Here is a 26,113-nt window from a genome sequence, read left to right as displayed (position 1 = left end):
GTTGTATCACTTTTGCCAGCCCGCATTTTTTATTCGTTTGTTGGTTCTTCAGGCTTTATATCCAGTAATTCTTTCGCCTTTAAAATTTGAGGATCTTCTGTTTTCAGCTTTTCGCTAATGGCATCCATTAAGGCATATGTTGTATCACCTGTTAAAATACCTGTCACTTCTAATTCATTATCTTGTTGGTATGCTTTTATTGCCGCTTCAGTCTCTTCATCAAATTGTGTATCGACTTCACCTGGCTCATATCCTAATACCTCCAGAATACGCTCAGCTGTTTTGATTGACGCATGATTGGCATCCTGTTCATATTTCTGGCTCGGATCGATATATGGTAATGAAGCATAATCCGGATAGTCAACTTTCACATCCGGTGCAATTCCTTTTTCATTCACCCAGTTACCGTCTGGAGTTAACCATTTGCCAGTTGTGAACTTCAAGTTTGCTCCGTCTTCCATATAAATAATTTCCTGCATTGTCCCTTTACCAAAGGAATTTAATCCAACAATTTTGGCACCTGCCGACTCTTTGAGTGCACCTGCCAAAATTTCAGAAGCAGAAGCACTTCCTTCATCGATTAATACTGTTATCGGAAGATTATATTTTGAACGATTGTCCGCAGCTACAATTTGTGGCGCTTCATCTCGTTCTTGAATTTGAACGATTGTTTTTCCTTCTTCAACAAACAAGTTTGAAATATCGATTGCAGCCTTTAAATAGCCTCCTGGATTTTGGCGTACATCTAATACAATCCCTTTCATCCCTTGTTTTTCATATTCAATTAGCAGCTTTTCCAGTTCTACTGCTGTTTTTTCACTGAAAGAAGTAATTTGGAAGTGTGCAATTCCTTCTTCATCAATATCACCATAGACAGTTTCTACAGGAATATCGTCACGCACGATTGTCATATCAAAGCTTTCTGCATCTCCGCGTTGAATCGTCAGAGTGACGTCAGAACCTTTTTCACCGCGTATCAATAACACAGCTTCTGTAGAGCTCATGCCTTTGACGCTTTTCCCGTCAACCGCCAGTACCATATCTTTCGGTTGTAACCCGGCTTTTTCGGCAGGTGTATTTTTAATTGGGGAAACAATCATTATATATCCATTTCGTTCTTGAATTTCCGCACCAATTCCTTGAAAACTTGAAGACAGGCTTTCATTAAATGAACTTGCCTCATCTTTATTCATATAATCAGAATATGGGTCGCCCAATGCATCAAACATTCCATTGATTGCACCATATACCACTTCTTCTTCATTTACGTCTTCATAATATTTTTGCTGAAGTGCATCATACGCATCATAAAGTTTTTTAAATTCCGCCCGTTCCACCGGTTCCTTTACTTCCACAACTTTATTTTCGCCGAATGTTAACGCAAAAATTGTTAAACCGGCTGTACATAAAATTGTCAGGAAAATGACCATTATGAATGCAAATGGTTTCATTCGTAAATATTTCCCTGCCGGCTTTGTAATTTGCTCTTCGTTTAAACCGTTTTGATCCTCATCTCTTTTTTGTTCATCCATTTCAATTTCACCACTCTCATTTTTACACTGTCTGATGTCACACTATACCAATAATATCAGTTTACAAGCGACTAGAAAAGGATAGACGTCAATTTTTTTATTTCATTTCATATTAAATAGGAAAAAGCAGCGAATTCCGCCATAAAGCGGCCTCGCTGCTTGATTTATTATTCAGTTTTAGCTTCTTTTTTAACTTCATTCGGTATATTGATCTCTTTTACTTCATCAAATTTCGAATAGACAATGTTCGCATCATTTTCAATCGTAGTTTCCTGACCTTCGACATTTGTGATGATTTTCAAGTCCATATCCATTTCTTTTATATCAAATGTATCTTTCGCTACTACAATATTATATTGTGAATCTTCAAAGGACATATTCTCAAGCATTTCACCATTCATCTCCAGTGATTCACCTAAGCTGGCACCCATTTGTGAAAGTATGAACTGCTTGAACTGATCCCCTTCAATGTTCAGCGTCAACAAATAGTTTTCATCATCCTGTTCAAAGCTAAAATCTTCGATAAATTGTTCAAGCTGTTCGAGTTGCTCTGACGCATCTGCCTGCGCACCTGTTTGCGCTAAAAGTTGTTCATATTGTTCGTCAGGCATCTTTAACCATTCATTCGAATCGCCATTAAACAAGTAAAAGCCATCTTCTTCTGTCATATACATTTCGATTGGCAATTCCATTTTATCATCGCCCATATCCATCTCAACTGTTCCTTTTGAATACATCGCCATCGGATCTTGCTGGATATCCATTGCCAAATTTGAGTTGCTCGTCATATCTACCGTCTTACCGTCCATCACGAAGCTCGTCACTTGATCCATCTTTGTTTCTGCATGAACACTTTTTAAATTTTGCTGACGCTGCATAGCTTTCTCATATACTTGCTGTAATGTTAAATTGGCTTCACTATCCGTACCTTCAACCGGTTCTGCTGTATTTCCGCAGCCTGCAACTAGTGCAATCGATAATGTAGACATCGCGAATAAGTATCGTTTTTTCAAATGATTTCAACCCTTCCTAGATAAACTTCTACTATCCATACCCTAATTTGGTGTATTAATATCTTTAAATTGGAAATAAGATTAGATGAATTTTATTATGAATTGAAAATATTGTATGGATAGAGTGCATTTTTTTAGGAATGACGGATAAAATAAAAAGTGTCTACAGGCATAGACACTTTTTATTCTTCACCAATTTAACTTAATACCGTATTGTTCATTTAAGAACACATGCAATTCTTTGTAAGTGCAAAGGGCAATGCCGATGACAATTTCGTTTTCATTCATGTCTTTTTCTATTTTGAGGTTGTTATCAAAAATGTGAAAGTTCATCGGCAAAGCTCTAATATCCACACTAATGTTATGTGCGGCTTTGTTGCGCCAATAATTCAGCAACCATAAGTTTTCGAACAATTTTTGTTCGATTAAGCCTAATGCATAAACAGCATATACTTTTGTGCTGTAATTAGAGCTCGCCATCGGGATATAAGTTGACTGATCCTTGAAGCTTCGTACTTTCGGCAGCTTTTCCTGAATCAAATGGTTAATGGCATTTTCACAAAACAGACTAACCGTAACAATATTCGCTAACGGATCCACTGTGCTTGAGATTCGATCAACAAATTTCTTCGCTACTTCCTGACTCATCCCCTCACTCCTTTTTACTTTTTTGCCGTCATCTTATGTGCTTTAAAATTGTCGGTATCTCAGTTTGCCCACAACACAAATTCGATATGCCAAACATCCGCTAAGAAAATTTTTGGAATTTTTTATCGCTTCAATTCAAAAATTAAAAAAACACATCTTTAGTATGATGTGTAAAAACCACGCTACTTATTTTCTAAATGTTTATCCATGCCGGTTACGAGCAATAAATAATCATTATGCTTTGATTGAATCTTTGCAATTTCCGGATCATCCCAATCATTCCCAAAAAATTTATAGCCACTAATGGCGGTATGCAAGCTAAGATAATCCGCACGTGAGAATAGGTGTAAAATAAAACCGATATGATCTACCAGCTCTTTATTAAGTACCTTCATATTGTCATCGGTTAACTGACTAATTTCTTCCACCGGTGTGTTGGGTGGAATCTCTTCATACTTAGTAAAACTATACTTACCTGCATGAAAATCTTCTATACTTCCACTTCTAAAGATATATTGGGTAATCCGAATTGCTAATTCCCTAATTACTATTTCTAAATCCTCATTATAATCAATCTCAAATTGATCGCTGTACAAAGCTCTAAGTAATGCTCCATTACGACCTTGTTCTTTTTCTTCATCGTAAATTTCTTCAAGATCTCGTATCAAGATTGCATCTTCCTCATCAAACTTATCTTGAATAAGCTGTATCAACTGTTCCTTTTTCATAAAACCACGCTCCTCAACATCATTTGTATTCCTATGTTTTACTATTCGTAAGATGATGTTTTTTATACTAATAAACGTTTCCAGTTTTTATGGGATTAAGAACAGGATTAAAATTTTTACAAATAAAAAAGCACTTAATAAGCGCAAATTGGCCTATTAAATGCTTATAATTTAAAATTAATCTTGAATTGCCGCTTCCAACGCAATAACCATCATGTCATTGAACGTAGTTTGACGTTCTTCTGAAGTTGTTACTTCACCTGTCAGAATGTGGTCAGATACTGTTAGTACTGTTAAAGCTTGACGACCGAATTTCGCAGCTAATGTGTATAGTGCTGATGTTTCCATTTCAACAGCTAATACGCCATATTGCGCTAATTTTTCGTTTTGTGCTTCGTCAGAATAGAACATATCCGCAGTGAAGATATTTCCTACACGTACGTTTAAGTTCGCTTCTTTAGCAGCATTGTAAGCTTTTAGTAATAAATCGAAGTCTGCAGTTGGTGCATAGTCGATTGTACCGCCGAAGACAACTCGATTCATGTTTGAGTCTGTAGATGATGTTTGTGCAATAATAACGTCACGTACTTTTACGTCTTTTTGAATTGCACCACAAGTACCTACACGGATTAGTTTTTGTACACCGTATTCTTGCATTAATTCAGTCGCATAAATTGAAATTGAAGGTACACCCATGCCTGTCCCTTGTACAGAAACGCGTTTTCCTTTATACGTACCTGTGTAGCCAAGAATATTACGTACTTCGTTATATTGAACAACATCTTCTAAAAATGTTTCGGCAATATATTTTGCACGTAATGGATCTCCTGGTAATAGTACAATTTCTGCAATGTCGCCTTTTTTGGCATTAATATGAACGCTCATCAAAAAACCTCTTTTCATCATAATTCTTTTAAATTGTAAACGTTTTCGTATAAACATTCAATCGTTAGACGTCTTGCATCACAAAAAATTTTGCATAAAAAACAATATTTGGACAAAATAACGATTTTCTTTACGAAGACGTGTCTTATTTCACTATACCCCATCTCGCTTATTGCATGCAAAACAATGCCTATACTGAAAATTTATTTTCATATAGGTCCCATAATTGATCAAAGGCACCTATTGTCATATATTCATCGGATTGAAACTCTATATAATTCGTAAGCTCCTCGAAGCTGTCGGACATTTTTGGAAAAGCATGATCGAGAAACATACTTTCGGCAAAACGTACCTTTTCATCCGACCATTCTCCCCCTCTAAATGTTAGTGCAAAATGATAAAATGATTTTTTCAATATTTCCCCTCCTTTATACATTTTTTCACAATATATAGTGTAAATTTCCCATTTATGTAGTAAAATAGTTAAATACTGTTTTTTCAGAAAGTGGTGAATTATTTGCGAAAGAGCAAGAAAACTAAGCCTAATAAAGAAAAACTAAGGAAAAATCCTATTAAACCGAAAGCCCTATTTCACTTCTTTCATCTAATACGAGGGAAAATTTTAATTGCTTTCACTATTTTAATGGCAATTATTATCTCTATGCAAATTTTGTCGTATATTAATATAACAAACTTGGAAAAAAACTTGCGAGAATTTGCGGAAGAAAATTTAAAACAGCAAATGCATATTAATAGTTTAGCTTCCGATATCGCGAAGCTTTCAAGCCATGAACAAACTTACTTAATTACAGGCGACGAAAAATTTCTTCAATTATATGAAGAGACTAAGGACCGAATAAATACAAATTTAACATCTGTTGAAACGTCATTTAAAAATCAGGATGAAGAGCTTAAAATCCTCGGATTAATCCAACAGTTTTATGCTAATTATTTATCCTATTCTAAATCGACAATTGAAGTACGTCAAAAATATGGCTATGAAAATGCCGCTAAACTTTTTGCGAATAGCGGAAGCCAAAACTTCAAAGGGTATATTGATGAAAATACAGGTAAACTGATTCAAATACTTGAACAGCGCAATGAAAAAACCATTTCAGACTTGGAACAGTTTGCATTCGCTTCTAAAATAATGATTTCAGGATTAACAGGAATTGCCGTTATTTTAACAATTTCATTAGGTTATATATTATCGAAATCAATCCGTAGAAATACGAAAAAGATCAATGAATCAATTCTGGATATCGCCCAGGCTGGCGGTGACTTAACACGCCGCGTAAATGTTAAAACAAAGGACGAATTTTCTGTTATAGGAGATTCGACCAATATTTTAATCGACTCAATCTCTGCATTGGTTAAACGCGTTTCAAACCTTGCCGAAAATGTATCCGGAAGTTCACAGGAATTAATGGCCCTTGCAGATGAAAATGCTCGTACAATTGATTTTATTGCTGATTCTACGATGAAAATTGCGAGCGATAGCAGTGAAATTTTAAACAGTATCGGGAGTTCGGGTAATGAAATGCAGAAATTGGAGCAATCGATGCACGTATTAGACGGAAAGGCACGAGAAGTTCAGCGAGCTGCATCTGAAATGAAGGACGCTGCACACCAAGGAAGCAGATCAGTAAACCACTCATCCATTGTCATGCTTGAAATTGAGGAAACAATGGCAACTACTTCTGATACGGTTGAAAAATTAGGGGAAAAATCAAAAAATATTACTTCAATAATTAGTTCAATTACAGCAATTGCCGAACAAACAAACTTACTCGCTTTGAATGCGGCAATCGAGGCTGCTCGCGCCGGAGAACATGGACGAGGCTTTGCAGTTGTAGCGGCTGAAGTACGAAAACTTGCCGAACAGTCCCAAAAGGCAGCAAAAGAAGTTTCGGCAATCGTTGGATCAATTCAAACAGAGGTCAAGTCCATTATCGAGCAAAATCACACAGGGGTAGAGAAAGTAATCCGTGGTGTGGAAGTGACAAATGAGACGACCAATTCTTTACAAAATATATTACTTCAGACAGAAAAAACATCTGATATTTTAACAGAGATGGTTTCTCAAATTGAACAAACTTTAAATAATAGTCACGGTGTAACAACATCGTTCGTACATGTTGCTGCAATAGCAGACAATACGGCTGTCAACACAGAACGCAGTGCAGCTGCCGCATCTAAAGGATCTGCTTCCATGGAAGAAATCAATGCATCTGCAGTGGAACTGGCTTCACAAGCAGATCACCTTCGAAGTGTTGTCAATGAATTTAAAATCTAGTATTAAAAAACTCGCTCATGGGACTTCCCATAAGCGAGTTCTTTTTATTCAAACAGTGATTTATATTCACCGTAGCCTTCTTTTTCAAGATCCTCCACCGGAATGAAGCGCAATGCTGCTGAATTGATGCAATAACGCAACCCGCCTAATTCTTGCGGACCATCCGGAAATACGTGCCCTAAATGGGAATCGGCTGTTTTACTGCGGACTTCCACACGACGCATACCGTGCGACGTATCAAAATGCTCGGTTACCTCTACTTTCTCAATCGGCTTTGAAAATGATGGCCAGCCACAGCCCGCATCATATTTGTCTTTTGAACTGAAAAGAGGCTTTCCTGAAACGATATCCACATAGATACCCTCTTCGAAAACGTCATTGTATTCATTGCGGAATGGCGGTTCCGTTCCTTGGTTTTGTGTAACATGATACTGCATTTCTGTTAACTCTTTTAAACGTTGCTCTTTATTCATTTATTTCGCCCCCCAGTATTTCTCAATAAATCCAGCACGCCCTGAACCAACCGAATAGCGTTCGTAATGTGCCGGGTTCTTCTGATAGTAGTGCTGATGATAATCTTCTGCCGCGTAGAACGGCTTCGCTTCAAGGATTTTAACGGCAATCGGTGATTTGAATTTTCCGCTTGCCTCCAGTTTGGACTTGGATAATTCGGCAATCTGCTTTTGGACATCATCATGGTAAAATATCGCCGTAGTGTATGATTCGCCACGATCATAAAATTGACCGCCCGCATCTGTCGGATCGATCAATGTCCAATAAAGTTCTACCAGTTTTTCGTACGGATAAATTTCAGGATCAAACGTAATTTGAACTGCCTCAAGATGGCCCGTTGTTTCACTGCATACTTGTTCGTATGTCGGGTTTTCAACATGCCCGCCCGTGTAACCGGAAACGACTTCTATAATACCGGGCTGTTGATCAAACGGCTTTACCATGCACCAGAAGCAGCCCCCTGCAAATGTCGCTTTTTCATATGCCATTAAAATTACCTCCTATTTTACTTCGTCTGGTTTGGAATAACTACTTCCAACTCTATTTTATCATTTGGTAAATCAATTTCCTTCGCACGCACTCTGGAACCACTTGCAATATTTATGCGAGACAGATCTACATAAATTTCTTCGTCATTTGGTTTCACCGTAATCCAATTTGGAAAATTAACCGCATCATCAATCATTTTCAGGACGGTTTTCGGAGGAATATTTACCTTGCCGACGTGGACCGCTTCTTGACTCAGTGTAATATTACCGTTATTTACAATTGGAATGAAGTCCATCTGAATCGGCAAATCGATATTAAAAACAGTTAATGTACTGTATAGATAAATTTTATCATCCACTGTCAGCTCTACCGGAACAGGTGACTGGTTCATAGCTTCCGATAAATATTGTTTCGCAATTGCTTCGAATTCTTTAGCTGTCGTTTCCACAGTCAATATGTTGCCCTCAATAGGGAGTGGTGGCTGTTCTGTTGCTTGTTCTACATCAGCAGTTATTAAATAGAGCAATGTGGCAAATGTAATGAGTACTGCTCCAGCCAATAATAAAAATGCGACTTTCCATTTGTTCATCTTCTCACTCCTCAAATCCTAATAAACCGTCTGACATCTGCTCAATATCACATTGTTGCATTGTTTCAATGATGCGTTTTGTCATACGATCATATCCTGTGCTATTCGGATGAAAGAAGTCTACATGATATACCATATCCTCATTTGAGACAAATAAATCCTCTACAGATACGAAACACGCATTTTCATCTGTGGCAGCAAGCTTTTCGATTTCACCATTCCACTCCGAAATAATCGGATCGAAAGGTGTAATCTCATCGACTACGATTGAAAAAGGATTGTAGAACCCAACTAAAATAATCGGCGCATCAGGATTTACTTTACGAATTTCTGCAATGACTTCTTCGTAGCGCTCAGCAAATTTGGGCAATTCCTTATCAAACATAGACTTTTTCATTGAAAATAAATTCTTTTTTACAATTTTCATTACATCATTACCGCCGAGCGTAATCGTGATCAGATTTGCTTTTTGCAGTTCTTCTTCATAGTGGCCCCGCTCAAGTAAACTTAACAGCTGGTCACTGCGTCTACCGTTTTTACCTCGGTTATCGAGTTCCACTTCCTCTACCATCGGCCATTTTTCCAGCTCCTCCTGTAGGCGAATTGTATAGCCATAATCCTGGGTTTCGTCTCCAACACCCCTTGTTAGCGAATCACCTAATGCTAAATAAAAAACCGATTGTGCATCTTCTTCCTTACGATCAGACCAGTCTAGTTGAAATACATCATTTATAATATCAAAAAAGCTCGTATTGATTGTTTCTTCGTTTTCGGCTTCTTCTTCTGATATAGACAAATCATTATTATCATTGGATGAATTGTCGGATTGTTGTGCTTCTTCTATTTGTGGGTCAATTGTAACGGAGCATGCGGACAAGAAAATGACAGCTAATGATGTGAGTACTAACCGCCACATGCAACTTCCCCCTTTTTATTTTGTTATTTCATTATAAAATATTTTCCTCACCTTTAGGAATGATTTGCCTATAAAAATAGTGATATATTTGAAAATATTTTTAAATTTATAAAAAAAGTAATTCTAAAGTTAATATTCTTTAGAATTACCTTTGATCTATTCTGTATAATAAATAAAGCCGATTGCACCTTCACCTGTATGTGTACTAATAACCGGTGAAGTAAAGGCAACTTCAACTTGTCCTGTATAACCTGTTGCTTTTACCTGCTCGATCAACGGATTCACTAACGTATCCATTGCATTCGCATGAGAGATGGCAACACCTGCCACTTTTTTACCTTTAGTATCCTTTTCAAATTCACTCATTAAATATTTCACCACTTGCTTATAGCTGCGCGGTTTTGCACAAATCGTCACTTCCCCAATATCTAAGTGACCAATTGGCTTAATATTCAATAAAGAACTAACGACTGCCTTACCTTTTCCGATTCGACCGCCTTTAACCATGTTCTCCAACGTGTCCAATGCAACAAAAAGACGTGTGTTTTCACGTACACGATTCACACCAGCAACAATTTCCTCCAATGTAGCACCTGCATTACGTAGACGGATCGCTTCACGAAGCTGGAATGCCAACCCGAAAGCAATATAACGCGAATCTATTACGGTTACGTCAGAATCAGTCATTTGTGAAGCTTGATTGGCTGACTGATATGTACCGCTCATACTCCCTGTCATATGGATTGATATAATTTTTGAACCATCTTTTCCAAGTTCATCATATAACTCTTTAAATATACCAGGAGACGGTTGAGAACTTTTCGGAAGTTCTTTTGCTGTTTTTAATAATTTAATAAATGTATCCGGTTGCAAATTTACACGATCTGTATACGTTTTATCATCAATTTGAACTGTTAGTGGTACTACATGAATTCCATGTTCCTGAATTTCCGCGTCTGTTAAATCGCAAGTTGAATCTGTTACGATATGAATTTGACTCAAAGAAAACACATCCTTTTTCTATCTTCCTTACTATTATAAAGAAATCATATTTGTTTACCAATATGACATTTGTCATTGAAGAATGACCCAGTTTATCACTATTTTCATATGACATATAGCAGTATAACATCATGACATCCATCTATCACGAATATTTCGCTAAAGAATTATACTAATATAAAGGAGCGTGATGACTCATGCACAATTTAGACGCATTTGATTATAAAAACTGGAAAGAAGAACTTTGGAATGCCATAACACATGGTGTAGGACTTGCCATTAGCATACCTGCATGCATTCTATTAATTATTCATTCAGCAGCTAACGGCACAGCAGTACATATTACTTCCTACGCTATTTTTGGCTCATCCTTGATTTTACTGTTTTTAATGTCGACATTATTACATAGTGTTCCGGAAAAATATAAACGGTTCTTTTCAATACTGGATCATTCTTCAATATATATATTGATTGCTGGTACTTATACCCCGTTTTTACTTGTAGCAATCGGAGGTGTGACAGGCATTGTCATGCTGTGTATTATTTGGTTTATTGCAATATTAGGCGTTGTGTTCAAATGTTTGTTCATTCATCGATTCGAAAAATTATCATTGGTGCTTTATATTTTAATGGGCTGGCTTATCATTTTCGCCATTCGACCATTATATGCATATTTGACGTTTGATGGTTTTATGCTAATGCTTATTGGCGGTCTGCTATTTACATTTGGCGCAATTTTTTATGCATGGACCCGCCTTCCGTACAATCACGCGATTTGGCATTTATTCGTTATTGCAGGCTGTGGATGCATGGTGGCTTGTGTATATATGTATCTGATATAAAAGAAAAGGACATGCTGAAGTTTTGATTCAGCACGTCCTTTTGTTTTTAACAGCTATTTTTCGTAAATACAGTACTGGAACGTATATCCATCTTCGGACTCGATAGGCTCGAGGCATGAGATCTTCTTCCAGTCATCGTATGACGGAAAATAAGTATCCCCTTTAAAACTATGGTTGATGAATGTAATATATAACCGATCGGCAATGGCCATCGACTGCTCAAATATTTGGGCACCGCCAATGATCATCACTTCTTCTTCACCTTCAACTAGCGCCAATGCTTCTTCCAGGTTTCCTACTACTTCAATTCCTTCTGCTGTAAAGTTTTCATTTCGAGTAATGACAATATTTCGGCGTCCCGGCAAAGGTCGTCCAATTGAATCGTAGGTTTTACGGCCCATAATCATCGGTTTTCCCATTGTCATTTCTTTAAAGTATTTCAAATCACCCGGTAAATACCATGGCAAATCGTTTTGATAGCCAATTACCCGGTTTTCATCATGCGCAACGATTAATGAAATCATCGTGCCCCCCCTTTATACTGCAATCGGTGCTTTAATTGTTGGATGCGGATGATAGCCTTCAAGCAAAATATCTTCCATTTCAAAATCAAAGATCGATTGCTTATCTTGATTTAACTTTAAGATCGGCAATTGCTTCGGCTCACGAGTAAGCTGTTCTTTTACTTGTTCAAAATGGTTTGAATAAATATGGGTATCGGCCATGCTATGCACAAACTCACCTACTTCAAGTCCACATTCATGGGCAATTAAATGCGTCAGCAATGCATAGCTCGCAATGTTGAAAGGCACCCCTAAAAATGTATCTGCACTGCGCTGCGTAAGCATACAGCTCAATTTACCCTCAGCAACGTAGAACTGGAACATCACGTGACATGGCGGTAAAGCCGCTTTACTGCCCTTTCCTCCAGCATCGATCACATCTTCCGGGTTCCATGCATTCACGATAATACGACGCGAATCCGGATTATGTTTAATCAAATCGATTGCATCTTGCAATTGATCTATCGATTCACCCTCTGAAGTTGTCCAATTACGCCACTGTTTCCCGTAAACATTACCCAAATCTCCGTATTTTGAAGCAAATTCATCATCATGTAAAACACGTTCACAAAATGCAGAAAGTTCTATTTGATACTGTTCATTAAACGCTTCATCAATTAGGGAGCGTCGTCCAAAGTCACTCATATCAGGTCCGCTGTACTCTTCTGATTCTACCCACTTTTTAAATGCCCATTCATCCCAAATATGGTTGTTGTTCTGAAGTAAATAGCGGATATTCGTATCACCTTTAATAAACCAAAGAAGTTCACTTGCAACGAGTTTAAACGGTACGCGCTTAGTCGTTAAAAGCGGAAAGCCTTCCTGTAAATTAAAGCGCATCTGATAGCCGAAAATGCTGCGTGTCCCTGTTCCTGTACGGTCAGATTTATCGGTCCCGTTGTCCAAAATATATTGCAATAAATTTAAGTATGTATGATCTGCATGTACCATTGTTTTTCACTCCTAAAGAATGTTCTCCGTTTATTATATAGACTTATGGTGAGAAAAACACGTCAATCTGCAAAATCGCTCGAAAATCCTACTGAGCGAAAATTTACTAATGATTCTAAAATAATATGTATAAAAAAGGGTACAATAAAAGGCGCTACTCGTATTTCGTCTGCTGAGTAGCGCCTTTAGTCAAATGTGTCTAAGTCATCGTATAGCTCAATCGTTTGCGTCAATTTTTATGTTGCCTCCCTAAGAATTGTTTTGTTGTTTTCCAGAATTTGAATCATTTGCAGTAAAATTTTGTCCTCAATTTTTTGAGCACCATTTACTTCTTTTGCAATAATTTTCGTTAATTCCAAAATTGTATTTACGTCGAGCTTATGTTTTTCCGCTAATTGGAATGCTCGCCCTAACTGACCGGTTATCATCGGCAGTCCTCCTTTTTACTATAGTATACAAATATTATACCTCGAGTTACATAAAAATTCACCTTTAATTTTTAAATTTTTGTAAATTACACAAAAAAAATTAAGGTCCTTTTATCAACCGCATAGTAATATTATGATAAATCGCCGGATACTCTATTCCCAACGTTAAATAAATAACTTTCGCTTTATTTATTACGAAATCAGAACTATATATTTCCCTCTTTGTTGCTGCAGATATTATTTCCTATTTTTAATTATTTTTATTTTCAAAGGGACATTTTTATTCGTATTTTGATACATTTTCTTTTTAAAAAAAGAAGTATAAACAATCGGTTCCCGGGAAAAATACGAGCAGAAATAGATACTTGAATTTCTTTTGTATGTGTTTTTTACATACCGAATGAACTTCTTTATCTAAAATAAAGGAGATGTTTTAAATGGGAGCATTATATAGAATTGCCCTCGTACTTGTAATTATTGGAGCAATTAACTGGGGACTTATCGGCTTTTTCAAATTTGATTTAGTCGCATCATTATTCGGCGGTCAAACTGCCGGGTTATCACGGATTATTTATGCACTTGTCGGTCTTGCCGGTCTTGCATGTATTCCTCTGTTAATGAAAAATCTTGACGAAGAAGACAATGCAACCGTTACTCATACAAGAGCAACGAACAGACCGAATTATAATATGGAAGCTGGTAAGGAAGCCGATTTCTCAGAATATGCAAAGCAAAAAAACAAAAACAACAATAACAATAACGACAATAAAGAGAAGTAATTCAGAAATATTAACAAAAGCAAAGCACAAGACCAGGCGCTCGATAATGAGTACCTGGTCTTTTAGCTTATTCGGTACTTTAATCTTGGGATTAAGTAAACTTATTTAAATAAAGTTCTTCTCTTCGCATATTTTATAATACTTAAAATAAACCTGTTAATATCTTTATCCATCCAAAGATAGAGGTCCATAATATAATGCTTAAAATCAGGCCATTAAATAAACCTAAGAAAAATCTGTTTTCCAAGATTACCACTCCCTAAATTAAAGGTTGGCCAATCACAGATTATTTAAGCTTTGATCGCTTATGTTTCTTTTGGCAAAGGATGGAAGAATAAGCACCAAATTTTGGAGCTCCTTGCTAAAACTTTAATATGGAATCTCCCTTTTTCGTGGAAAAAAAAGTGTATTGTTGATAATTCATCAGTAATCGTTTATCGTTTTTTGGAAATAACCTTCCAAAAGTTGTATAGTGTAAGGAGAGATTAAATTTAACGAGGTGAAATTATGAGTTTTTGGACATGGGTAGCAATCATTATTGCATTAGCTAGCGGAATTTTTGCCGCTAATTCCGGAAAGAAGAAAATCGAAAAATAGAATAAGAATTTTTAAAGCTTTAAAAAAGCACCCGACCAGTTGGCGGGTGCTCTATTTTGCTATGATAACCACTTAGGCGGTGTGTTTTTGCTCCAGTAAATCTCGCCAAGGTCGTAATGCTTTGAATAGTTGTCTTCAAACGTATGATAGTGGAAATTGTAATAGTAGCCATCAAAAGGACGGTTCTCTGTTCGCACATGGAAGCGGATTACGTCTGTTTTTGATTTGCTGTCAACAATGTGGAAGATTTTTTCTGAATAATCTCCACTCGGTTTTTCGGAAACCGTTAAGTTACGCAGTTTTTCATCACCAACTCGTTCCACAGTCATTGCAATAGCTTCTTCGATTTTCGGGAAAATATTCGTTTCGAATTGTTGTTCAATAACCGGTCCGACTTTTGTTCCAAATTTTATGTATGATTGTTCTTTTGCAGCAGACACAAAGTCATCTGTAGTTGGCAGCGGTTTTTCATCAACGATAATATCATCCAACTGATAGGCAGCTGAAATATGGTTGTCGCTTGGACGATCCAATGCCGATTTGCCATGCCGGTCTTCATCAAAATTGGCCCAAATTTCATGCTTTGGTGTAATTAAACCAAACGATAATAACGCAACGGAGACAACAAGAGATTTGTAAATCCATTTTTTCAAGTCTATCACCCACTTTTATTATGTATAATTTAAAACGCTCTTCTTAATATATACGAATATTATAACAAATAGTTTCATCTTTATTGTAATCATTGTACAATAAAAAAGGAAGATATTGTAGGTTATATTAAGGGAGGTTCTAAAAAATGGACATTGTTATGGGTCTTGGATTATTACTAATGCTTGGGTATATGACTTCTTTATGTTTCACGGACTAATATTTTTTTAATGTGCCATCCAAACCGATTTGGATGGTTTTTATTCGGAGAATTGGACAAGGGGCCCCCAAATATTGGGGACCCCTTTAGTATTTAATAGATAGATTTATAAATAAATGAAAGTCTCAACCCGATCATCCGGGGAATTTATATTTATTCGGAGTGCACAACTCCAGTTTTAACCGCGGTAAAATTCTACTAATCTCTTCTAACTTAAGCAACATAGTCCCAACCTGCTACTATGTCCTTGCAGCCCTGAAGCTTGCGCCAGTGTGAATAAGTATCTTCAAAAACACTAGCAGAAATGCCAATTCATTTATAGCACTATCTAAAATAGCACAAAAACAATCATAACACATATGTTCGCGTTTGTAAACTGAATTTGAGTCCGTGCAAATTTTCATGATGTCCGCTATACTTGAAAAATCGGAATTTAAAAGGAGTTATGTAAAGATGAATGAAGTTGAAACAACATTATCAATCCAAATGAAACGGATGGCTGTTACATTGCTGGATATGCAGCAAAGCCGTTTTGTATCTGCAAGTGAGACAATGGATTTATCCGCACTTCAATCTGAAGTGTATAATCAGTTCTTTGAATCATACATAGATGCAACGATGAATAGTCCGAAATCTGTTGCATGTAAATTTTTAGACCGTGACAATGATATTCTGACTAAAATGAACCGTTATGTAGAATATCCTGATGATACCCATTTCTTATCGCTAGCCAATGATTTATCAAATAAACTGTATCAAATTATGCAAACGGTATCGAACAGTAACGGCTCGGTCTTTGTCGCGCATATCGAACTTATTGGCGAAGACTATATTCTACTGTTAAAGCTGGATCCAAAAGACGCGGTACAGATTGATTTGGAAACACTGCATTTGAAAACAATCGAAAATATTTTGCCTGATGCATCGAGTCGTGTACAAAAATGTGCACTCATTCGAATGAATTATGATCCGCTCGAAGAAAATGTTTATGTATTGGATAAACAATCGGATGGCGAACCGGCGAAGTTTTTCATGGAAACTTTCTTGCAGGCCACTCCGATCGCGTCCGACAAAAAGAAAACAAAAATGCTCATGAAGGAATTATATGAGAAAATCGCGGAATCGATCAATGAAGAGGAGACTCTCCACCTACAAAGAGCGATTGACGAGGAATTTGAACATGGCAAATATATTGAACTAGACGCATCGGTGCATAATATTTATGAAGCAATTGCACCACCTGAGAATCGGGAAGATTTCGTTGAACAAGGTGCCAAATTGTTTATCAATGAATTCACCGACCGCAATCCAGACTTCACGCCTACATTCGAAGTGAAACGGGATGATTTGCATGTTGTTTATAAATCGGCAGAAGGTGAAATTCTCTTCCGTTATGATAAAGGATTGGACAATATTGATGTAAAGCATGATCAAGTAAGCGGTACGTATACGATTACTATACGTGATGCGGATACAGTAGGATTTACGCTGCACAAAAAACCGCTATAAGTTTAATAAAAGTATAATAGAACATAAAAAGGGGCTGTGTGTTTTGCACTGCCCCTTTTTTCAACCTATTTCGATGTTAACGCAATAAATTCCTCGACATCTTTTTCGCAAAGTGAGATTCCTTTTAACCAGAAATCTTCTTTCGTAATGTCTTCGCCTAAATGCTTCATTGCCAATTCTTCAACTGTCATGATCGCTGTGTCACGCAACAGAGCCATATACTTCTCTTCAAAGCCTTTACCTTCTTCTTTTGCTTTCGCGTAAATGCTTAATGAGAATAAATAACCAAATGTGTACGGGAAGTTATAGAACGGTACACCTGTAATATAGAAGTGCATTTTTGATGCCCAGAAATGCGGATGTGTTTCCCCTAACCCGCCTGCATGTGCTTCAATTTGAGCTTCTTCCATCAGTTCGTTCAAGCGTTTCGTTGATACAATGCCTTTTTTGCGCTCATCATAAAAACGAGTTTCAAACAAGTAACGCGCATGGATATTCATAAAGAAAGCAACTGAACGCTGAATTTTATCTTCCAGTAACGCAATCTTTTCCTGTTCAGTTGTTGCTTCTTCAACTGCTGCATCTGCAACAATCATTTCTGCGAACGTTGAAGCTGTTTCAGCAACATTCATTGCATAGCGGCGGTTCAATGGATGAACAGGGCGCAGTGCATACGAATGGAAAGCATGTCCCAGTTCATGTGCCAGTGTGGAAACATTTGACATCGAGCCGGAGTAAGTCATGAAAATACGAGATTGCTCTGATAACGGCATTCCTGTGCAGAAACCGCCTGGACGTTTATTATCACGGTCTTCCGCTTCAATCCACCCGTCTTCAAACGCTGTACGTGCAAAGCTTTCCATTTCTGAACCAAAGCGGCCGAAATGCTTCAGGATAAACTCAGCGCCTTCCTGATATGACATTGTAGCTGTTGAATCCGTGACCGGTGCATCAAAGTCAAACCAGTCTAAATTCTCTGTACCTAACAGATTTGCTTTATGCTGCAAATAACCTGCAAATGTCGACTTACGAGATGTAATGGCACCCCACATCGCATCGATTGTTTCCTGTTTCATGCGGTTAATTTGTAGCGGCTCTTTTGTTACTGAGTCCCAGCCGCGCTTTTTATAAACGGCTAACCGGAAACCTGCCAAGTGATTTAATGTTTTTGCAAAGAACTCTTCACGCTCTGTAAACACTTTTTCCAATGCTTCAAATGCCGCTTTTCGCACTGTGCGGTCTTTATGCGAACTTAAATTGTTCGCTTGTCCAACTGAAAGTAATTTCTTTTCGCCGTCCACTTCTACTTCCACTTTAATATCGCCGATCAGCATGTTATAAAGCTGGCCCCAAGAACTGTATCCATCAACACCTAAAGTTGAAATTAGCGCTTCTTCTTCTTCGGATAATGACTCTTTCGATTTTTCGCGCCATTCCGTTAAGATGAATTCGAATTGAGCCAATTCTTCTGTCTGCAATAATGCTTCGAAAGTTGACTGTTCGATTTTACCCAATTTTTGATTGAAGCTTTCCAGAATCGGCGATGAATTTGCCGCTATCCCTGATAATTGGCCTTGCAATAGTAATGCATCACGATCCGTCGTGTCTTGTGCAGTTAAGCAAGAAAGCATCGCCCCTGCCTGGGAAATATGCAGCATTACTTCTTTGATGCTTTCCAATACCGATTGGATTTCTAATGCAGCATCACTGTTTTGTGGTACTTCGAATTTGTCGATTTTCTCTTTTAATACTTCCAGTTTAGGTGTCAAACTTTCAATATGCTCGATTAATTGTGAAGAAGCACTACCACCAGGGAAAAAAACATCCAAATCCCAAACTTCAGGATATTTAACATTTACCATTCTATTACCTACTTTCTGAATTTTAGTTCAATTCTTATTTTACTAAAAAATAAGTTAAAGTGCTCGAAAATATTTCGGATTTAGAAATAAAAAAGCTAGCCTTGTAACCGGCTAGCTCTAGCATTATAAAATCGGTGATAATAAACGCGAAACGGATTCCCGAATTTTCGTCCAAGTTTTGCGTGCGTCGTATTGCTCCTTCGTTAATTCAAAACTGTTCTTAATATCTGCTTCGAACAGCTCTCTGCATTGTATCGCTAAATTTGCATCATATAGAATGGCGTTAATTTCAAAATTCAGGCTAAAACTTCGGACATCTATATTAGCCGTACCAATTGTCGCCACTTCATCGTCAATGACAATCATTTTTGCATGAAGGAAGCCCTTTTTATAACGGTATACTCGACCGCCAACTTCCAATAAGTCGCCGCTGTATGCTGAATTGGCTCCATATACGAAAGCATGATCGGTTACTTCGGGCGTCATTATGCGCACATCAACACCTGATGAAGCAGCAATTTGAACCGCATGCATAAATGGTTCGTCCGGTACAAAATATGGTGATTGAATATAAACATACTTTTTGGCACTTAAAATCATTCGGATATAACTGTTTTTAATTGATTCAAAGTCCGTATCAGGACCGCTCGACACAATTTGAACAGGTGTGTCTGCATCTACGGTAAACGTCGGGAAGTACCTTTGTTCGATTTCAGTCAGCTCTTCTTTTCTCGCCTGGTACCAGTCAAATAGAAAATGAGCCTGCATATTATAAACAGAATTACCTTCGATTCTCAAATGCGTATCGCGCCAATACCCGATATCGTCATCCAGACAGGCATATTCATTCCCGACATTAAACCCGCCGATATATCCGACCCTTCCGTCAATAATAATAAGTTTCCGGTGATTCCTAAAATTAATACGTGGATTAAACAGCTTAAAATACGATGAAAAATACGCTTCTACCTGCCCTCCGGCATCCGTTAATTTTTTCAGATCCTTTTTGCGTAATGTACGTGAACCTAAATCGTCGTACATCATCTGCACTTCAATGCCTTCTTTCGCTTTTTTGACGAGCGCATTGAAAATACTTTTACCGACATCATCCATTTTATAGATGTAGTACTGAATATGAATGGTCTGTTTTGCATTTTCGATATCTTCTATGACCGAACGGAATTTTTCTTTCCCTTCCGACAGTATTTTGACATCATTTTTTGAACTCAATAAAGAATGGTTATAATCGACGTTCATCTTAATTAAGGCTTCATGCTTTTTTGTAATAGCATTCGGAAAATCGTATGTCCCTTCTTCCAACGCATTCTTTTGATCCTGGAATGATTCCAGTGTTTCCTCCTGCTGGACCGCATGCCACCTTACAAAATGTTTCTTCTGTAAATTCCGACCTATTAGTAAATATAAAATAAAACCAAAAATCGGTAAGAAAAAGAGTACAAATAACCAAGCCCATGTAGATGATGCGCTTTTTCGGCTGATGAATATTAATACGAGGGCAAACAATATGTTTAATACAAATAAGGTGACGGTTAAAATACCAGTGACTGTCATGAAATTCATCTCTTTTCATTATTTAATTATTAAGAGAAAGCAACTATTAAATGTTATAAATTACTAGTTTTTTCTACTATTTTACTATTCCCTGTAAATCTGCATTTAAGACATGCAAATGCATATTTTAAAGGAATCGATTCACTTTTCGGGTGAGATTTGGAACTACAGTGAAAATGAAAATACCGCTTACCTGATAAGTAAGCGATAACATGGTTCAATACTATTTTCCCCACTCATGTTCCTGTTTGGCCTTCTTCAAACTGAAATATAATGAGTAACGTTGTAATCCTTTAGCACCCTCAATTGCTTTCGCTGCGGATTGATCAAATAGCTCAATGTTATTTTCTGCTAATGCTAATTGGGCATCAACCGCATCGTTCATCCACACCTTCTTTAATGGGTAACTTTTTGCCAAGTCTCGATTACCTAATAACGCTGCAATACTGGCCTTTCCATATAGACCATTTGGTGTATCCAGCAGTTTGTCTGCAAATTGCTCCGCACGTTCAAAATCATTAAGACGGAGTGCCCGGTTCATTTCATATGTATGTTTAATAACAGGTTGCTTGTAATGTGCGATAATGCGATCCATAGCCCCGATTTCTTCTTCTTTTGTCCCGTTTTCTACGGCAAGGATATAATTTAGCATTGGGTCTTTTTTATGCTTTTCGATGTATTTTTTTATTTTCAACAGATTCGTCGAAGCAAATGCAATGTAATACATATAGCCGATGGAACAAAGTGCAAATAGGACAATAATAGATATACTTACAGAGAATGGCCAATCCAACATAGCACTGATTAGCCCTACTGTTACCCCTAAAATAATGACATAAATCCAGTTAATCAATTTTTCACTTCCTCTTCTACTTCATTCATTATAGCTCAATCTTCATTACAATCAATGACTGTTCAAATTTCCCGGTTACATAAAAAAGCAGATGCACAAAATAAGTGCATCTACTATAAATTATCTCATTTTCTTTATGCTTTTTGATAGTTACTTCCATTTACGTTTTTCAGCAAGCTGGGCATCCGTATTCGCCTTTTTCTCAATATAGGCAAGTTCCCGCTGCAGTTTAAAAAAGCTCGTCAATCGTGCAGCATCAAGTTCTCCTTTTTCAACTGCCTGCAATACAGCACAACCGGGTTCATTTTTATGCTTACAGTCGCGAAATCTGCAGTTTTCTGTAATCTGTTCAATATCGGAAAAACTTGCAGTTAGACTGTCCCCCTGATCCCAAAGCTGTAACTCCCGCATTCCAGGAGTGTCAATCAGGCAAGCACCGGATGGTAAAACAACAAGTTCCCGGTGTGTCGTCGTATGGCGACCTTTTGCATCATCTTCACGGATTGTCGACACTTTCATTTGTTCTGTGTTTAATAAAGCGTTTGTAAGTGTTGATTTCCCTGCACCGGAAGAACCGAGTAATGCGGCAGTTTTCCCTTCAGTTAACAGCGCATGTAATGAAGCGATTCCTTCACCAGTATGCGCACTCACCGTCATAATATCCACACCGAAAGCAACCGATTCAATTTCTTTTAAATACGGTGTGACATCCTCGCATAAATCCGCTTTCGTTAATACAATAGCCGGTGTTGCCCCTGAATCCCATCCAGCAACTAAATAGCGTTCTAAACGGCGTATATTGAAGTCATCATTTAAACTCATAACAAGTAATATGAGATCAACATTTGTTGCCACAATTTGTTCATCGACTTCTAGACCTGCCATTTTTCTTGTAAATTTGGATTTCCGATCAAATAAATAATGAATAATGGCACGTTCTTCTCCCGGCATTTGTTCAATAACGACAAAATCGCCTACAGCCGGGTAATCTTTTCTTGAAAAGGCGTGGTATGCAAAGTTTCCGGATACCGTTGCCAAAAATTCGCCCTGTTCTGTCAGGACACGGTAAGAGTGTTTATGTTCGAGTATGACGCGTCCAACAAGCTTTGTCGTCATATCAATCGATAATGTTTGTAGTTGTGTTTCAAAAAATGCTGTAAAACCTAATTGTTGTAAATTCAATGGAATTGCCTCCTAATGGTGTATGGTAGTATTTTTGTTTTTTAGGCAACAAAAAAACCTTATGATAGCAATTTTGCCGTCATAAGGTTTCATACGCACAGTTAAGAAGTGTGACTCTTCTCTATTAGAAGGCACTTTTGTGGCGAATGTCATATGACAGGCATAATTGCATTGATTCAATCTCATGTAATTTAGTCATATTCATCACCATCTCTCTCCATTAATTATTCCAACTATAACAATAGATAGAATGTTTTGTCAATACTTTTCTTAACTATAATTTACCAAATTATCGGTTTACATCTCTTTAAAAGATTGGGAAAATGTAAAGCGAGGGTTAAACGCAAATATTAAGGAGTTTTTTAATGAACATTCAACTAATACAATGTACTAACGAAAATTTAGACGCTTTACAAACAATCAGCCGGGATACGTTTTACGAAACGTTTCATGAGCAAAACAGCGAGGAAAGTATGACGGCTTATTTGAACACAGCTTTTTCAGCAGAAAAACTGACAGCTGAGCTTGAAAATAAACACTCATTATTTAAGTTACTGTTTGTAAATGAAGAGCTGGCAGGTTATTTAAAGGTCAATACAGATGAAGCACAGTCCGAACTGTTAGGGCCGGACACTCTGGAAGTGGAACGGATTTATATTTTAAGCTGTTTTCAGAAACTCGGTTTAGGGAAAGTATTGATGGATGATGCGATCAAACTGGCCAATGAAATGAATAAAAACAAAATATGGCTCGGTGTGTGGGAAAAAAATATGAACGCCATTGCATTTTATGAAAAAGCGGGCTTTGTAAAAACAGGCTTCCATTCATTTTTCATGGGTGAAGAAGAACAAAACGATTTTATTATGACAAAACATTTGTGAGGGAAAATGATGTATATTCCAAAGCAGTATCAGTTAACAGATGAGCAAAAGATTCATCAGATTATTAATGAATATAGTTTTGCGACAGTTGTTTCCATTCATCAAGGGGTACCGAAAGCCACTCATTTACCGCTCTTTTTATGTGAAGATAGCAAGTTTCTTTACGGCCATTTTGCACGTGCCAATACACAGTGGAAGGATATTCTCAATCAACAGGTGCTCGCGGTTTTTAATGGCCCCCATAGCTACATCTCCTCTTCCTGGTACGAAACAAAAGATTCAGTACCAACGTGGAACTATGTATCTGTCCATGTAAAGGGGTTTATCGAAATGATGGAGGACGAGGAAGAAATCCGGAGATCTCTTCACCATTTAATTGAAAAGTATGAAACTCCGAATAGCTCCTATGATGTAAATGATGTTGACTCCAAATATATGACCGGCTTATTGAAAGGCATTGTGCCGTTCAAATTACGAATAAGCTCCATTGAAGCTGCGGCAAAATTGAGCCAAGGTCATTCGAAAGAACGCCAAAAACTTGTCATCGATGAATTACTAAAACGGAATGACGGTTTTGATGAAATTATCGCTAAATTAATGCTGGAAAATTAACATATTATAAAAAGTTGGAATTATTTAAATAGTCTTGTATTTCAATTGACACCTATACCCTAATATGGTAAATTTATCTCGAATTCAAGGTAAAGAATTTCTTGGGTTTCATAATAGTTGGGAGGAATTTATCATGGCAAAATGGCAAATCGATCAGGCACACTCAACAATAGGTTTTGAAGTCAAGCATATGATGGTGTCGAAAGTTAAAGGTCAGTTTACGAATTATTCAGCGGATGTAGAAGTTGATAATTTAGAAGATTTAACATCGGCACAAATTGAAATTACTATCGATACGACAAGTATTAATACAAATAATGAAGATCGTGACAACCACTTAAAATCAGCGGAATTCTTTGATATTGAGCAATTCCCTGACATTAAATTTAAATCAACAAGCATCACAAAAGACGGTGACGACTATAAAGTCTCGGGCGATTTGACAATTAAAGATGTAACAAAACCGGCCGTATTTGATGTGGAATATGGCGGTAAAGGAACTAATCCATGGGGTGTTGAAGTTTACGGTTTTGAAGCGGAAACGAAAATTGACCGTGAAGAATTCGGCCTTACATGGAATGCTGCACTAGAAACAGGCGGCGTTTTAGTCGGCAAAGATATTAAAATTAAAGTAGAACTTGAATTAAACCCAGCACAATAATTATTCATGAGCAGCCGTAGCTATTTTGGAAACGGCTGTTTTTTTGTGCAACTTCCCATTTTATATAGCGTCAAATATTAAAACATTATTTTCCAGTTAGTTAAGAGGTGCTTTTTTGCGGAATTTTTGGTCTGCCATTACGATCTTCAGTCTATGTCTTGCCTTTATCGGGGTTTGCTTTTATTTGATGAGTACAACATTATGGACGTTTTCCTATACAACACTTATTGTTGTTGCCCTCCTTTTTGTGCTCATTATATATGCACTACGGCAGGAATATAAACAATTGTCACGCTTAAAGAAAGTGGTTGCGTTTTTCGTAAATACTATCTCCATTTTATTTGCATCGTTTATTATTTTATTTTTCTCTTTAAAAATCGTTGTCTATTCATTTGGCGGGACTGAACATCTGTTTACATCCTATTCACCGAATATGGACTATTCATTGGATTTTTATGCTTTCGATGCAGGAGCAATGGGATCATTTGGTATCCGTGGAGAACTTGATGGTCCTTTTGGATTTAAGAAACAGGTTTATTATGAAAGACATGCCGAAAAAGCGAATATTCAATGGCTGACCAATGAGATTGTCGTTATTAATGGACACGAAATCAATTTAAAAAACGGAGAATCATTCGGCTATAAAATTAATACGAGGTGAAGTTAATGCAAACAGCAATTATATTTGATATGGATGGCACTTTATTTCAGACAAATCTTATTTTAGAGCCGGCGCTCGAGCGTACATTTGAGTATTTACGTCAAAATAATCTTTGGTCAGGTGCTGCTCCTATCGAGCAATACCGAAAAATAATGGGTGTACCGCTTGAAGTCGTTTGGAAGACGTTGTGTCCCGATCATTCCGATAAAATTCGTGAAAAGAGCAATCATTTTTTTCAGGCATCACTTATTGAAGAAATCCGACAAGGTAACGGTGCCCTTTACGAAAACGTATTGCCGTCACTTCAATCGTTGAGTGAATATTACCCATTATTTATTGCCAGTAATGGCGAAACGGCTTATTTACAAGCAATTATGTCTACATATAATTTAGAACGTTGGATAAAGGGATGCTATAGTATTGATATAATTCCATCAAAAAATAAATCCCAACTTGTTGAACGAATAATAATGGAACAGAATATAGTCAGCGGTTTTGTCGTTGGTGACCGCGCATCCGATATTAACGCAGCGATTGATAACAATTTAATAGCAATTGCAGTGAACTTTGATTTTGCTCAGCTTGCAGAAATAAAAAAAGCCCATCATATCGCTGAACAATTTCCTCAAATAATTGACATTATGAACACCTATCGAATACGTTCAGTGGGGGGATAAC

Annotated in this window: 28 protein-coding genes; 9 read left to right on the top strand and 19 right to left on the bottom strand. The window is 37.2% G+C overall.

Annotation, left to right across the window (positions count from 1 at the left end; genetic code table 11):
- Window positions 1–29: 29 nt before the first annotated feature.
- The 6 genes from ACQKN3_RS04830 to ACQKN3_RS04805 all read right to left on the bottom strand — a co-directional run bounded on the left by ACQKN3_RS04830 (window position 30) and on the right by ACQKN3_RS04805 (window position 5,221).
- Window positions 30–1,532 carry a S41 family peptidase gene (locus ACQKN3_RS04830; RefSeq protein ID WP_427709794.1) on the bottom strand — a complete coding sequence of 501 codons (1,503 nt, stop codon included), beginning with the start codon at window positions 1,530–1,532 and terminating at the stop codon, window positions 30–32.
- Window positions 1,533–1,699: 167 nt separating this feature from the next.
- The gene (locus ACQKN3_RS04825) at window positions 1,700–2,545 is read right to left on the bottom strand and encodes a DUF6612 family protein (RefSeq protein ID WP_427709792.1); all 846 of its coding nucleotides are present in this window, start codon (window positions 2,543–2,545) and stop codon (window positions 1,700–1,702) included.
- Window positions 2,546–2,734: 189 nt separating this feature from the next.
- The gene (locus tag ACQKN3_RS04820; protein ID WP_427709790.1) at window positions 2,735–3,193 is read right to left on the bottom strand and encodes an RND transporter; all 459 of its coding nucleotides are present in this window, start codon (window positions 3,191–3,193) and stop codon (window positions 2,735–2,737) included.
- Between the two features lie 182 nt (window positions 3,194–3,375).
- Window positions 3,376–3,921 (bottom strand): hypothetical protein, encoded by a 546-nt coding sequence (locus tag ACQKN3_RS04815; RefSeq protein WP_427709788.1) that lies wholly within the window; start codon window positions 3,919–3,921, stop codon window positions 3,376–3,378.
- Between the two features lie 177 nt (window positions 3,922–4,098).
- Window positions 4,099–4,806, bottom strand: coding sequence for a purine-nucleoside phosphorylase (deoD, locus tag ACQKN3_RS04810; RefSeq protein ID WP_251687817.1), 708 nt, complete (start codon window positions 4,804–4,806; stop codon window positions 4,099–4,101).
- 190 nt (window positions 4,807–4,996) lie between these two features.
- Complete coding sequence (locus tag ACQKN3_RS04805) at window positions 4,997–5,221, bottom strand: YozE family protein (protein WP_251687815.1); 225 nt, start codon at window positions 5,219–5,221, stop codon at window positions 4,997–4,999.
- 90 nt (window positions 5,222–5,311) lie between these two features.
- Here ACQKN3_RS04805 and ACQKN3_RS04800 point away from each other — a divergent pair, with 90 nt between their 5' ends.
- A complete protein-coding gene (locus ACQKN3_RS04800; protein WP_427709785.1) occupies window positions 5,312–7,102 on the top strand; it encodes a methyl-accepting chemotaxis protein in 1,791 nt (596 codons plus the stop codon).
- Window positions 7,103–7,146: 44 nt separating this feature from the next.
- Here ACQKN3_RS04800 and msrB read toward each other — a convergent pair whose 3' ends face one another.
- The 5 genes from msrB to ACQKN3_RS04775 form a co-directional block, all read right to left on the bottom strand.
- Window positions 7,147–7,575: a peptide-methionine (R)-S-oxide reductase MsrB gene (gene msrB, locus ACQKN3_RS04795; RefSeq protein ID WP_251687813.1), complete on the bottom strand. Its 429-nt coding sequence runs from the start codon at window positions 7,573–7,575 to the stop codon at window positions 7,147–7,149.
- Window positions 7,576–8,103, bottom strand: a complete 528-nt coding sequence (gene msrA, locus ACQKN3_RS04790) for a peptide-methionine (S)-S-oxide reductase MsrA (protein WP_251687811.1) — start codon at window positions 8,101–8,103, stop codon at window positions 7,576–7,578. It abuts the gene before it with no gap.
- A gap of 17 nt (window positions 8,104–8,120) precedes the next feature.
- On the bottom strand, window positions 8,121–8,693 hold the full coding sequence (locus tag ACQKN3_RS04785) for a YpmS family protein (protein WP_427709782.1): 573 nt from the start codon (window positions 8,691–8,693) through the stop codon (window positions 8,121–8,123).
- 4 nt (window positions 8,694–8,697) lie between these two features.
- On the bottom strand, window positions 8,698–9,609 hold the full coding sequence (locus tag ACQKN3_RS04780) for a GDSL-type esterase/lipase family protein (protein WP_251687807.1): 912 nt from the start codon (window positions 9,607–9,609) through the stop codon (window positions 8,698–8,700).
- A 156-nt stretch (window positions 9,610–9,765) separates the two neighbouring features.
- Window positions 9,766–10,611 carry a DegV family protein gene (locus ACQKN3_RS04775; protein WP_251687805.1) on the bottom strand — a complete coding sequence of 282 codons (846 nt, stop codon included), beginning with the start codon at window positions 10,609–10,611 and terminating at the stop codon, window positions 9,766–9,768.
- A gap of 197 nt (window positions 10,612–10,808) precedes the next feature.
- On the opposite strand from ACQKN3_RS04775, the gene trhA reads away from it, so the two are divergent.
- Complete coding sequence (trhA, locus tag ACQKN3_RS04770) at window positions 10,809–11,453, top strand: PAQR family membrane homeostasis protein TrhA (RefSeq protein ID WP_251687803.1); 645 nt, start codon at window positions 10,809–10,811, stop codon at window positions 11,451–11,453.
- A 53-nt stretch (window positions 11,454–11,506) separates the two neighbouring features.
- On the opposite strand, the gene ACQKN3_RS04765 is transcribed toward trhA, so the two are convergent.
- The 3 genes from ACQKN3_RS04765 to ACQKN3_RS04755 all read right to left on the bottom strand — a co-directional run bounded on the left by ACQKN3_RS04765 (window position 11,507) and on the right by ACQKN3_RS04755 (window position 13,395).
- Window positions 11,507–11,977, bottom strand: coding sequence for a dihydrofolate reductase (locus ACQKN3_RS04765; protein WP_251687801.1), 471 nt, complete (start codon window positions 11,975–11,977; stop codon window positions 11,507–11,509).
- A 12-nt stretch (window positions 11,978–11,989) separates the two neighbouring features.
- Window positions 11,990–12,967 carry a thymidylate synthase gene (locus ACQKN3_RS04760; RefSeq protein WP_427709780.1) on the bottom strand — a complete coding sequence of 326 codons (978 nt, stop codon included), beginning with the start codon at window positions 12,965–12,967 and terminating at the stop codon, window positions 11,990–11,992.
- Between the two features lie 236 nt (window positions 12,968–13,203).
- Window positions 13,204–13,395, bottom strand: a complete 192-nt coding sequence (locus tag ACQKN3_RS04755) for an ABC transporter permease (protein WP_251687797.1) — start codon at window positions 13,393–13,395, stop codon at window positions 13,204–13,206.
- A gap of 437 nt (window positions 13,396–13,832) precedes the next feature.
- Here ACQKN3_RS04755 and ACQKN3_RS04750 point away from each other — a divergent pair, with 437 nt between their 5' ends.
- Complete coding sequence (locus tag ACQKN3_RS04750; RefSeq protein WP_251687795.1) at window positions 13,833–14,174, top strand: DUF378 domain-containing protein; 342 nt, start codon at window positions 13,833–13,835, stop codon at window positions 14,172–14,174.
- 656 nt (window positions 14,175–14,830) lie between these two features.
- Here ACQKN3_RS04750 and ACQKN3_RS04745 read toward each other — a convergent pair.
- Complete coding sequence (locus tag ACQKN3_RS04745) at window positions 14,831–15,424, bottom strand: YpjP family protein (RefSeq protein WP_427709778.1); 594 nt, start codon at window positions 15,422–15,424, stop codon at window positions 14,831–14,833.
- A gap of 671 nt (window positions 15,425–16,095) precedes the next feature.
- On the opposite strand from ACQKN3_RS04745, the gene ACQKN3_RS04740 reads away from it, so the two are divergent.
- A complete protein-coding gene (locus ACQKN3_RS04740; RefSeq protein WP_427709776.1) occupies window positions 16,096–17,151 on the top strand; it encodes a nucleoid-associated protein in 1,056 nt (351 codons plus the stop codon).
- Between the two features lie 65 nt (window positions 17,152–17,216).
- Here the strand turns inward: ACQKN3_RS04740 and ACQKN3_RS04735 are convergent, their stop codons facing one another.
- From ACQKN3_RS04735 to rsgA, 4 genes are all read right to left on the bottom strand, one after another.
- Entirely contained in the window at window positions 17,217–19,013 is a 1,797-nt protein-coding gene (locus ACQKN3_RS04735; RefSeq protein ID WP_427709774.1) for a M3 family oligoendopeptidase, read from the bottom strand.
- Between the two features lie 123 nt (window positions 19,014–19,136).
- Complete coding sequence (gene cls, locus ACQKN3_RS04730; protein ID WP_427709772.1) at window positions 19,137–20,585, bottom strand: cardiolipin synthase; 1,449 nt, start codon at window positions 20,583–20,585, stop codon at window positions 19,137–19,139.
- Between the two features lie 223 nt (window positions 20,586–20,808).
- Entirely contained in the window at window positions 20,809–21,438 is a 630-nt protein-coding gene (locus tag ACQKN3_RS04725; RefSeq protein WP_251687784.1) for a hypothetical protein, read from the bottom strand.
- 150 nt (window positions 21,439–21,588) lie between these two features.
- A complete protein-coding gene (gene rsgA, locus ACQKN3_RS04720) occupies window positions 21,589–22,620 on the bottom strand; it encodes a ribosome small subunit-dependent GTPase A (protein ID WP_427709770.1) in 1,032 nt (343 codons plus the stop codon).
- Window positions 22,621–22,985: 365 nt separating this feature from the next.
- Between rsgA and ACQKN3_RS04715 the strand changes: the two genes are divergently transcribed.
- From ACQKN3_RS04715 to ACQKN3_RS04695, 5 genes are all read left to right on the top strand, one after another.
- Window positions 22,986–23,501, top strand: a complete 516-nt coding sequence (locus ACQKN3_RS04715) for a GNAT family N-acetyltransferase (RefSeq protein WP_251687780.1) — start codon at window positions 22,986–22,988, stop codon at window positions 23,499–23,501.
- 9 nt (window positions 23,502–23,510) lie between these two features.
- Window positions 23,511–24,113, top strand: coding sequence for an FMN-binding negative transcriptional regulator (locus ACQKN3_RS04710; protein WP_427709768.1), 603 nt, complete (start codon window positions 23,511–23,513; stop codon window positions 24,111–24,113).
- 133 nt (window positions 24,114–24,246) lie between these two features.
- The gene (locus tag ACQKN3_RS04705) at window positions 24,247–24,774 is read left to right on the top strand and encodes a YceI family protein (protein WP_427709766.1); all 528 of its coding nucleotides are present in this window, start codon (window positions 24,247–24,249) and stop codon (window positions 24,772–24,774) included.
- 115 nt (window positions 24,775–24,889) lie between these two features.
- Entirely contained in the window at window positions 24,890–25,435 is a 546-nt protein-coding gene (locus ACQKN3_RS04700) for a DUF5412 family protein (RefSeq protein WP_251687773.1), read from the top strand.
- Between the two features lie 5 nt (window positions 25,436–25,440).
- Window positions 25,441–26,112 (top strand): HAD hydrolase-like protein, encoded by a 672-nt coding sequence (locus tag ACQKN3_RS04695; protein ID WP_427709764.1) that lies wholly within the window; start codon window positions 25,441–25,443, stop codon window positions 26,110–26,112.
- The last annotated feature ends 1 nt before the right edge of the window (window position 26,113 follow it).

The sequence above is a fragment of the Solibacillus sp. NPDC093137 genome (assembly GCF_050280445.1).
GTDB lineage: Bacteria > Bacillota > Bacilli > Bacillales_A > Planococcaceae > Solibacillus > Solibacillus isronensis_B.
The sequence above is the reverse complement of the archived record's forward strand: the minus strand, read 5'-3'. Positions and strand labels throughout refer to the sequence as shown.

Coding starts and splice junctions, on each gene's coding strand:
- ACQKN3_RS04830 (WP_427709794.1), bottom strand. CDS start 1,532: ATGGATGAACAAAAAAGAGATGAGGATCAAAACGGTTTAAACGAAGAG.
- ACQKN3_RS04820 (WP_427709790.1), bottom strand. CDS start 3,193: ATGAGTCAGGAAGTAGCGAAGAAATTTGTTGATCGAATCTCAAGCACA.
- ACQKN3_RS04815 (WP_427709788.1), bottom strand. CDS start 3,921: ATGAAAAAGGAACAGTTGATACAGCTTATTCAAGATAAGTTTGATGAG.
- deoD (WP_251687817.1), bottom strand. CDS start 4,806: ATGAGCGTTCATATTAATGCCAAAAAAGGCGACATTGCAGAAATTGTA.
- msrB (WP_251687813.1), bottom strand. CDS start 7,575: ATGAATAAAGAGCAACGTTTAAAAGAGTTAACAGAAATGCAGTATCAT.
- msrA (WP_251687811.1), bottom strand. CDS start 8,103: ATGGCATATGAAAAAGCGACATTTGCAGGGGGCTGCTTCTGGTGCATG.
- ACQKN3_RS04785 (WP_427709782.1), bottom strand. CDS start 8,693: ATGAACAAATGGAAAGTCGCATTTTTATTATTGGCTGGAGCAGTACTC.
- ACQKN3_RS04780 (WP_251687807.1), bottom strand. CDS start 9,609: ATGTGGCGGTTAGTACTCACATCATTAGCTGTCATTTTCTTGTCCGCA.
- trhA (WP_251687803.1), top strand. CDS start 10,809: ATGCACAATTTAGACGCATTTGATTATAAAAACTGGAAAGAAGAACTT.
- ACQKN3_RS04765 (WP_251687801.1), bottom strand. CDS start 11,977: ATGATTTCATTAATCGTTGCGCATGATGAAAACCGGGTAATTGGCTAT.
- ACQKN3_RS04760 (WP_427709780.1), bottom strand. CDS start 12,967: ATGGTACATGCAGATCATACATACTTAAATTTATTGCAATATATTTTG.
- ACQKN3_RS04755 (WP_251687797.1), bottom strand. CDS start 13,395: ATGATAACCGGTCAGTTAGGGCGAGCATTCCAATTAGCGGAAAAACAT.
- ACQKN3_RS04750 (WP_251687795.1), top strand. CDS start 13,833: ATGGGAGCATTATATAGAATTGCCCTCGTACTTGTAATTATTGGAGCA.
- ACQKN3_RS04740 (WP_427709776.1), top strand. CDS start 16,096: ATGAATGAAGTTGAAACAACATTATCAATCCAAATGAAACGGATGGCT.
- ACQKN3_RS04735 (WP_427709774.1), bottom strand. CDS start 19,013: ATGGTAAATGTTAAATATCCTGAAGTTTGGGATTTGGATGTTTTTTTC.
- cls (WP_427709772.1), bottom strand. CDS start 20,585: ATGACAGTCACTGGTATTTTAACCGTCACCTTATTTGTATTAAACATA.
- ACQKN3_RS04715 (WP_251687780.1), top strand. CDS start 22,986: ATGAACATTCAACTAATACAATGTACTAACGAAAATTTAGACGCTTTA.
- ACQKN3_RS04710 (WP_427709768.1), top strand. CDS start 23,511: ATGTATATTCCAAAGCAGTATCAGTTAACAGATGAGCAAAAGATTCAT.
- ACQKN3_RS04705 (WP_427709766.1), top strand. CDS start 24,247: ATGGCAAAATGGCAAATCGATCAGGCACACTCAACAATAGGTTTTGAA.
- ACQKN3_RS04695 (WP_427709764.1), top strand. CDS start 25,441: ATGCAAACAGCAATTATATTTGATATGGATGGCACTTTATTTCAGACA.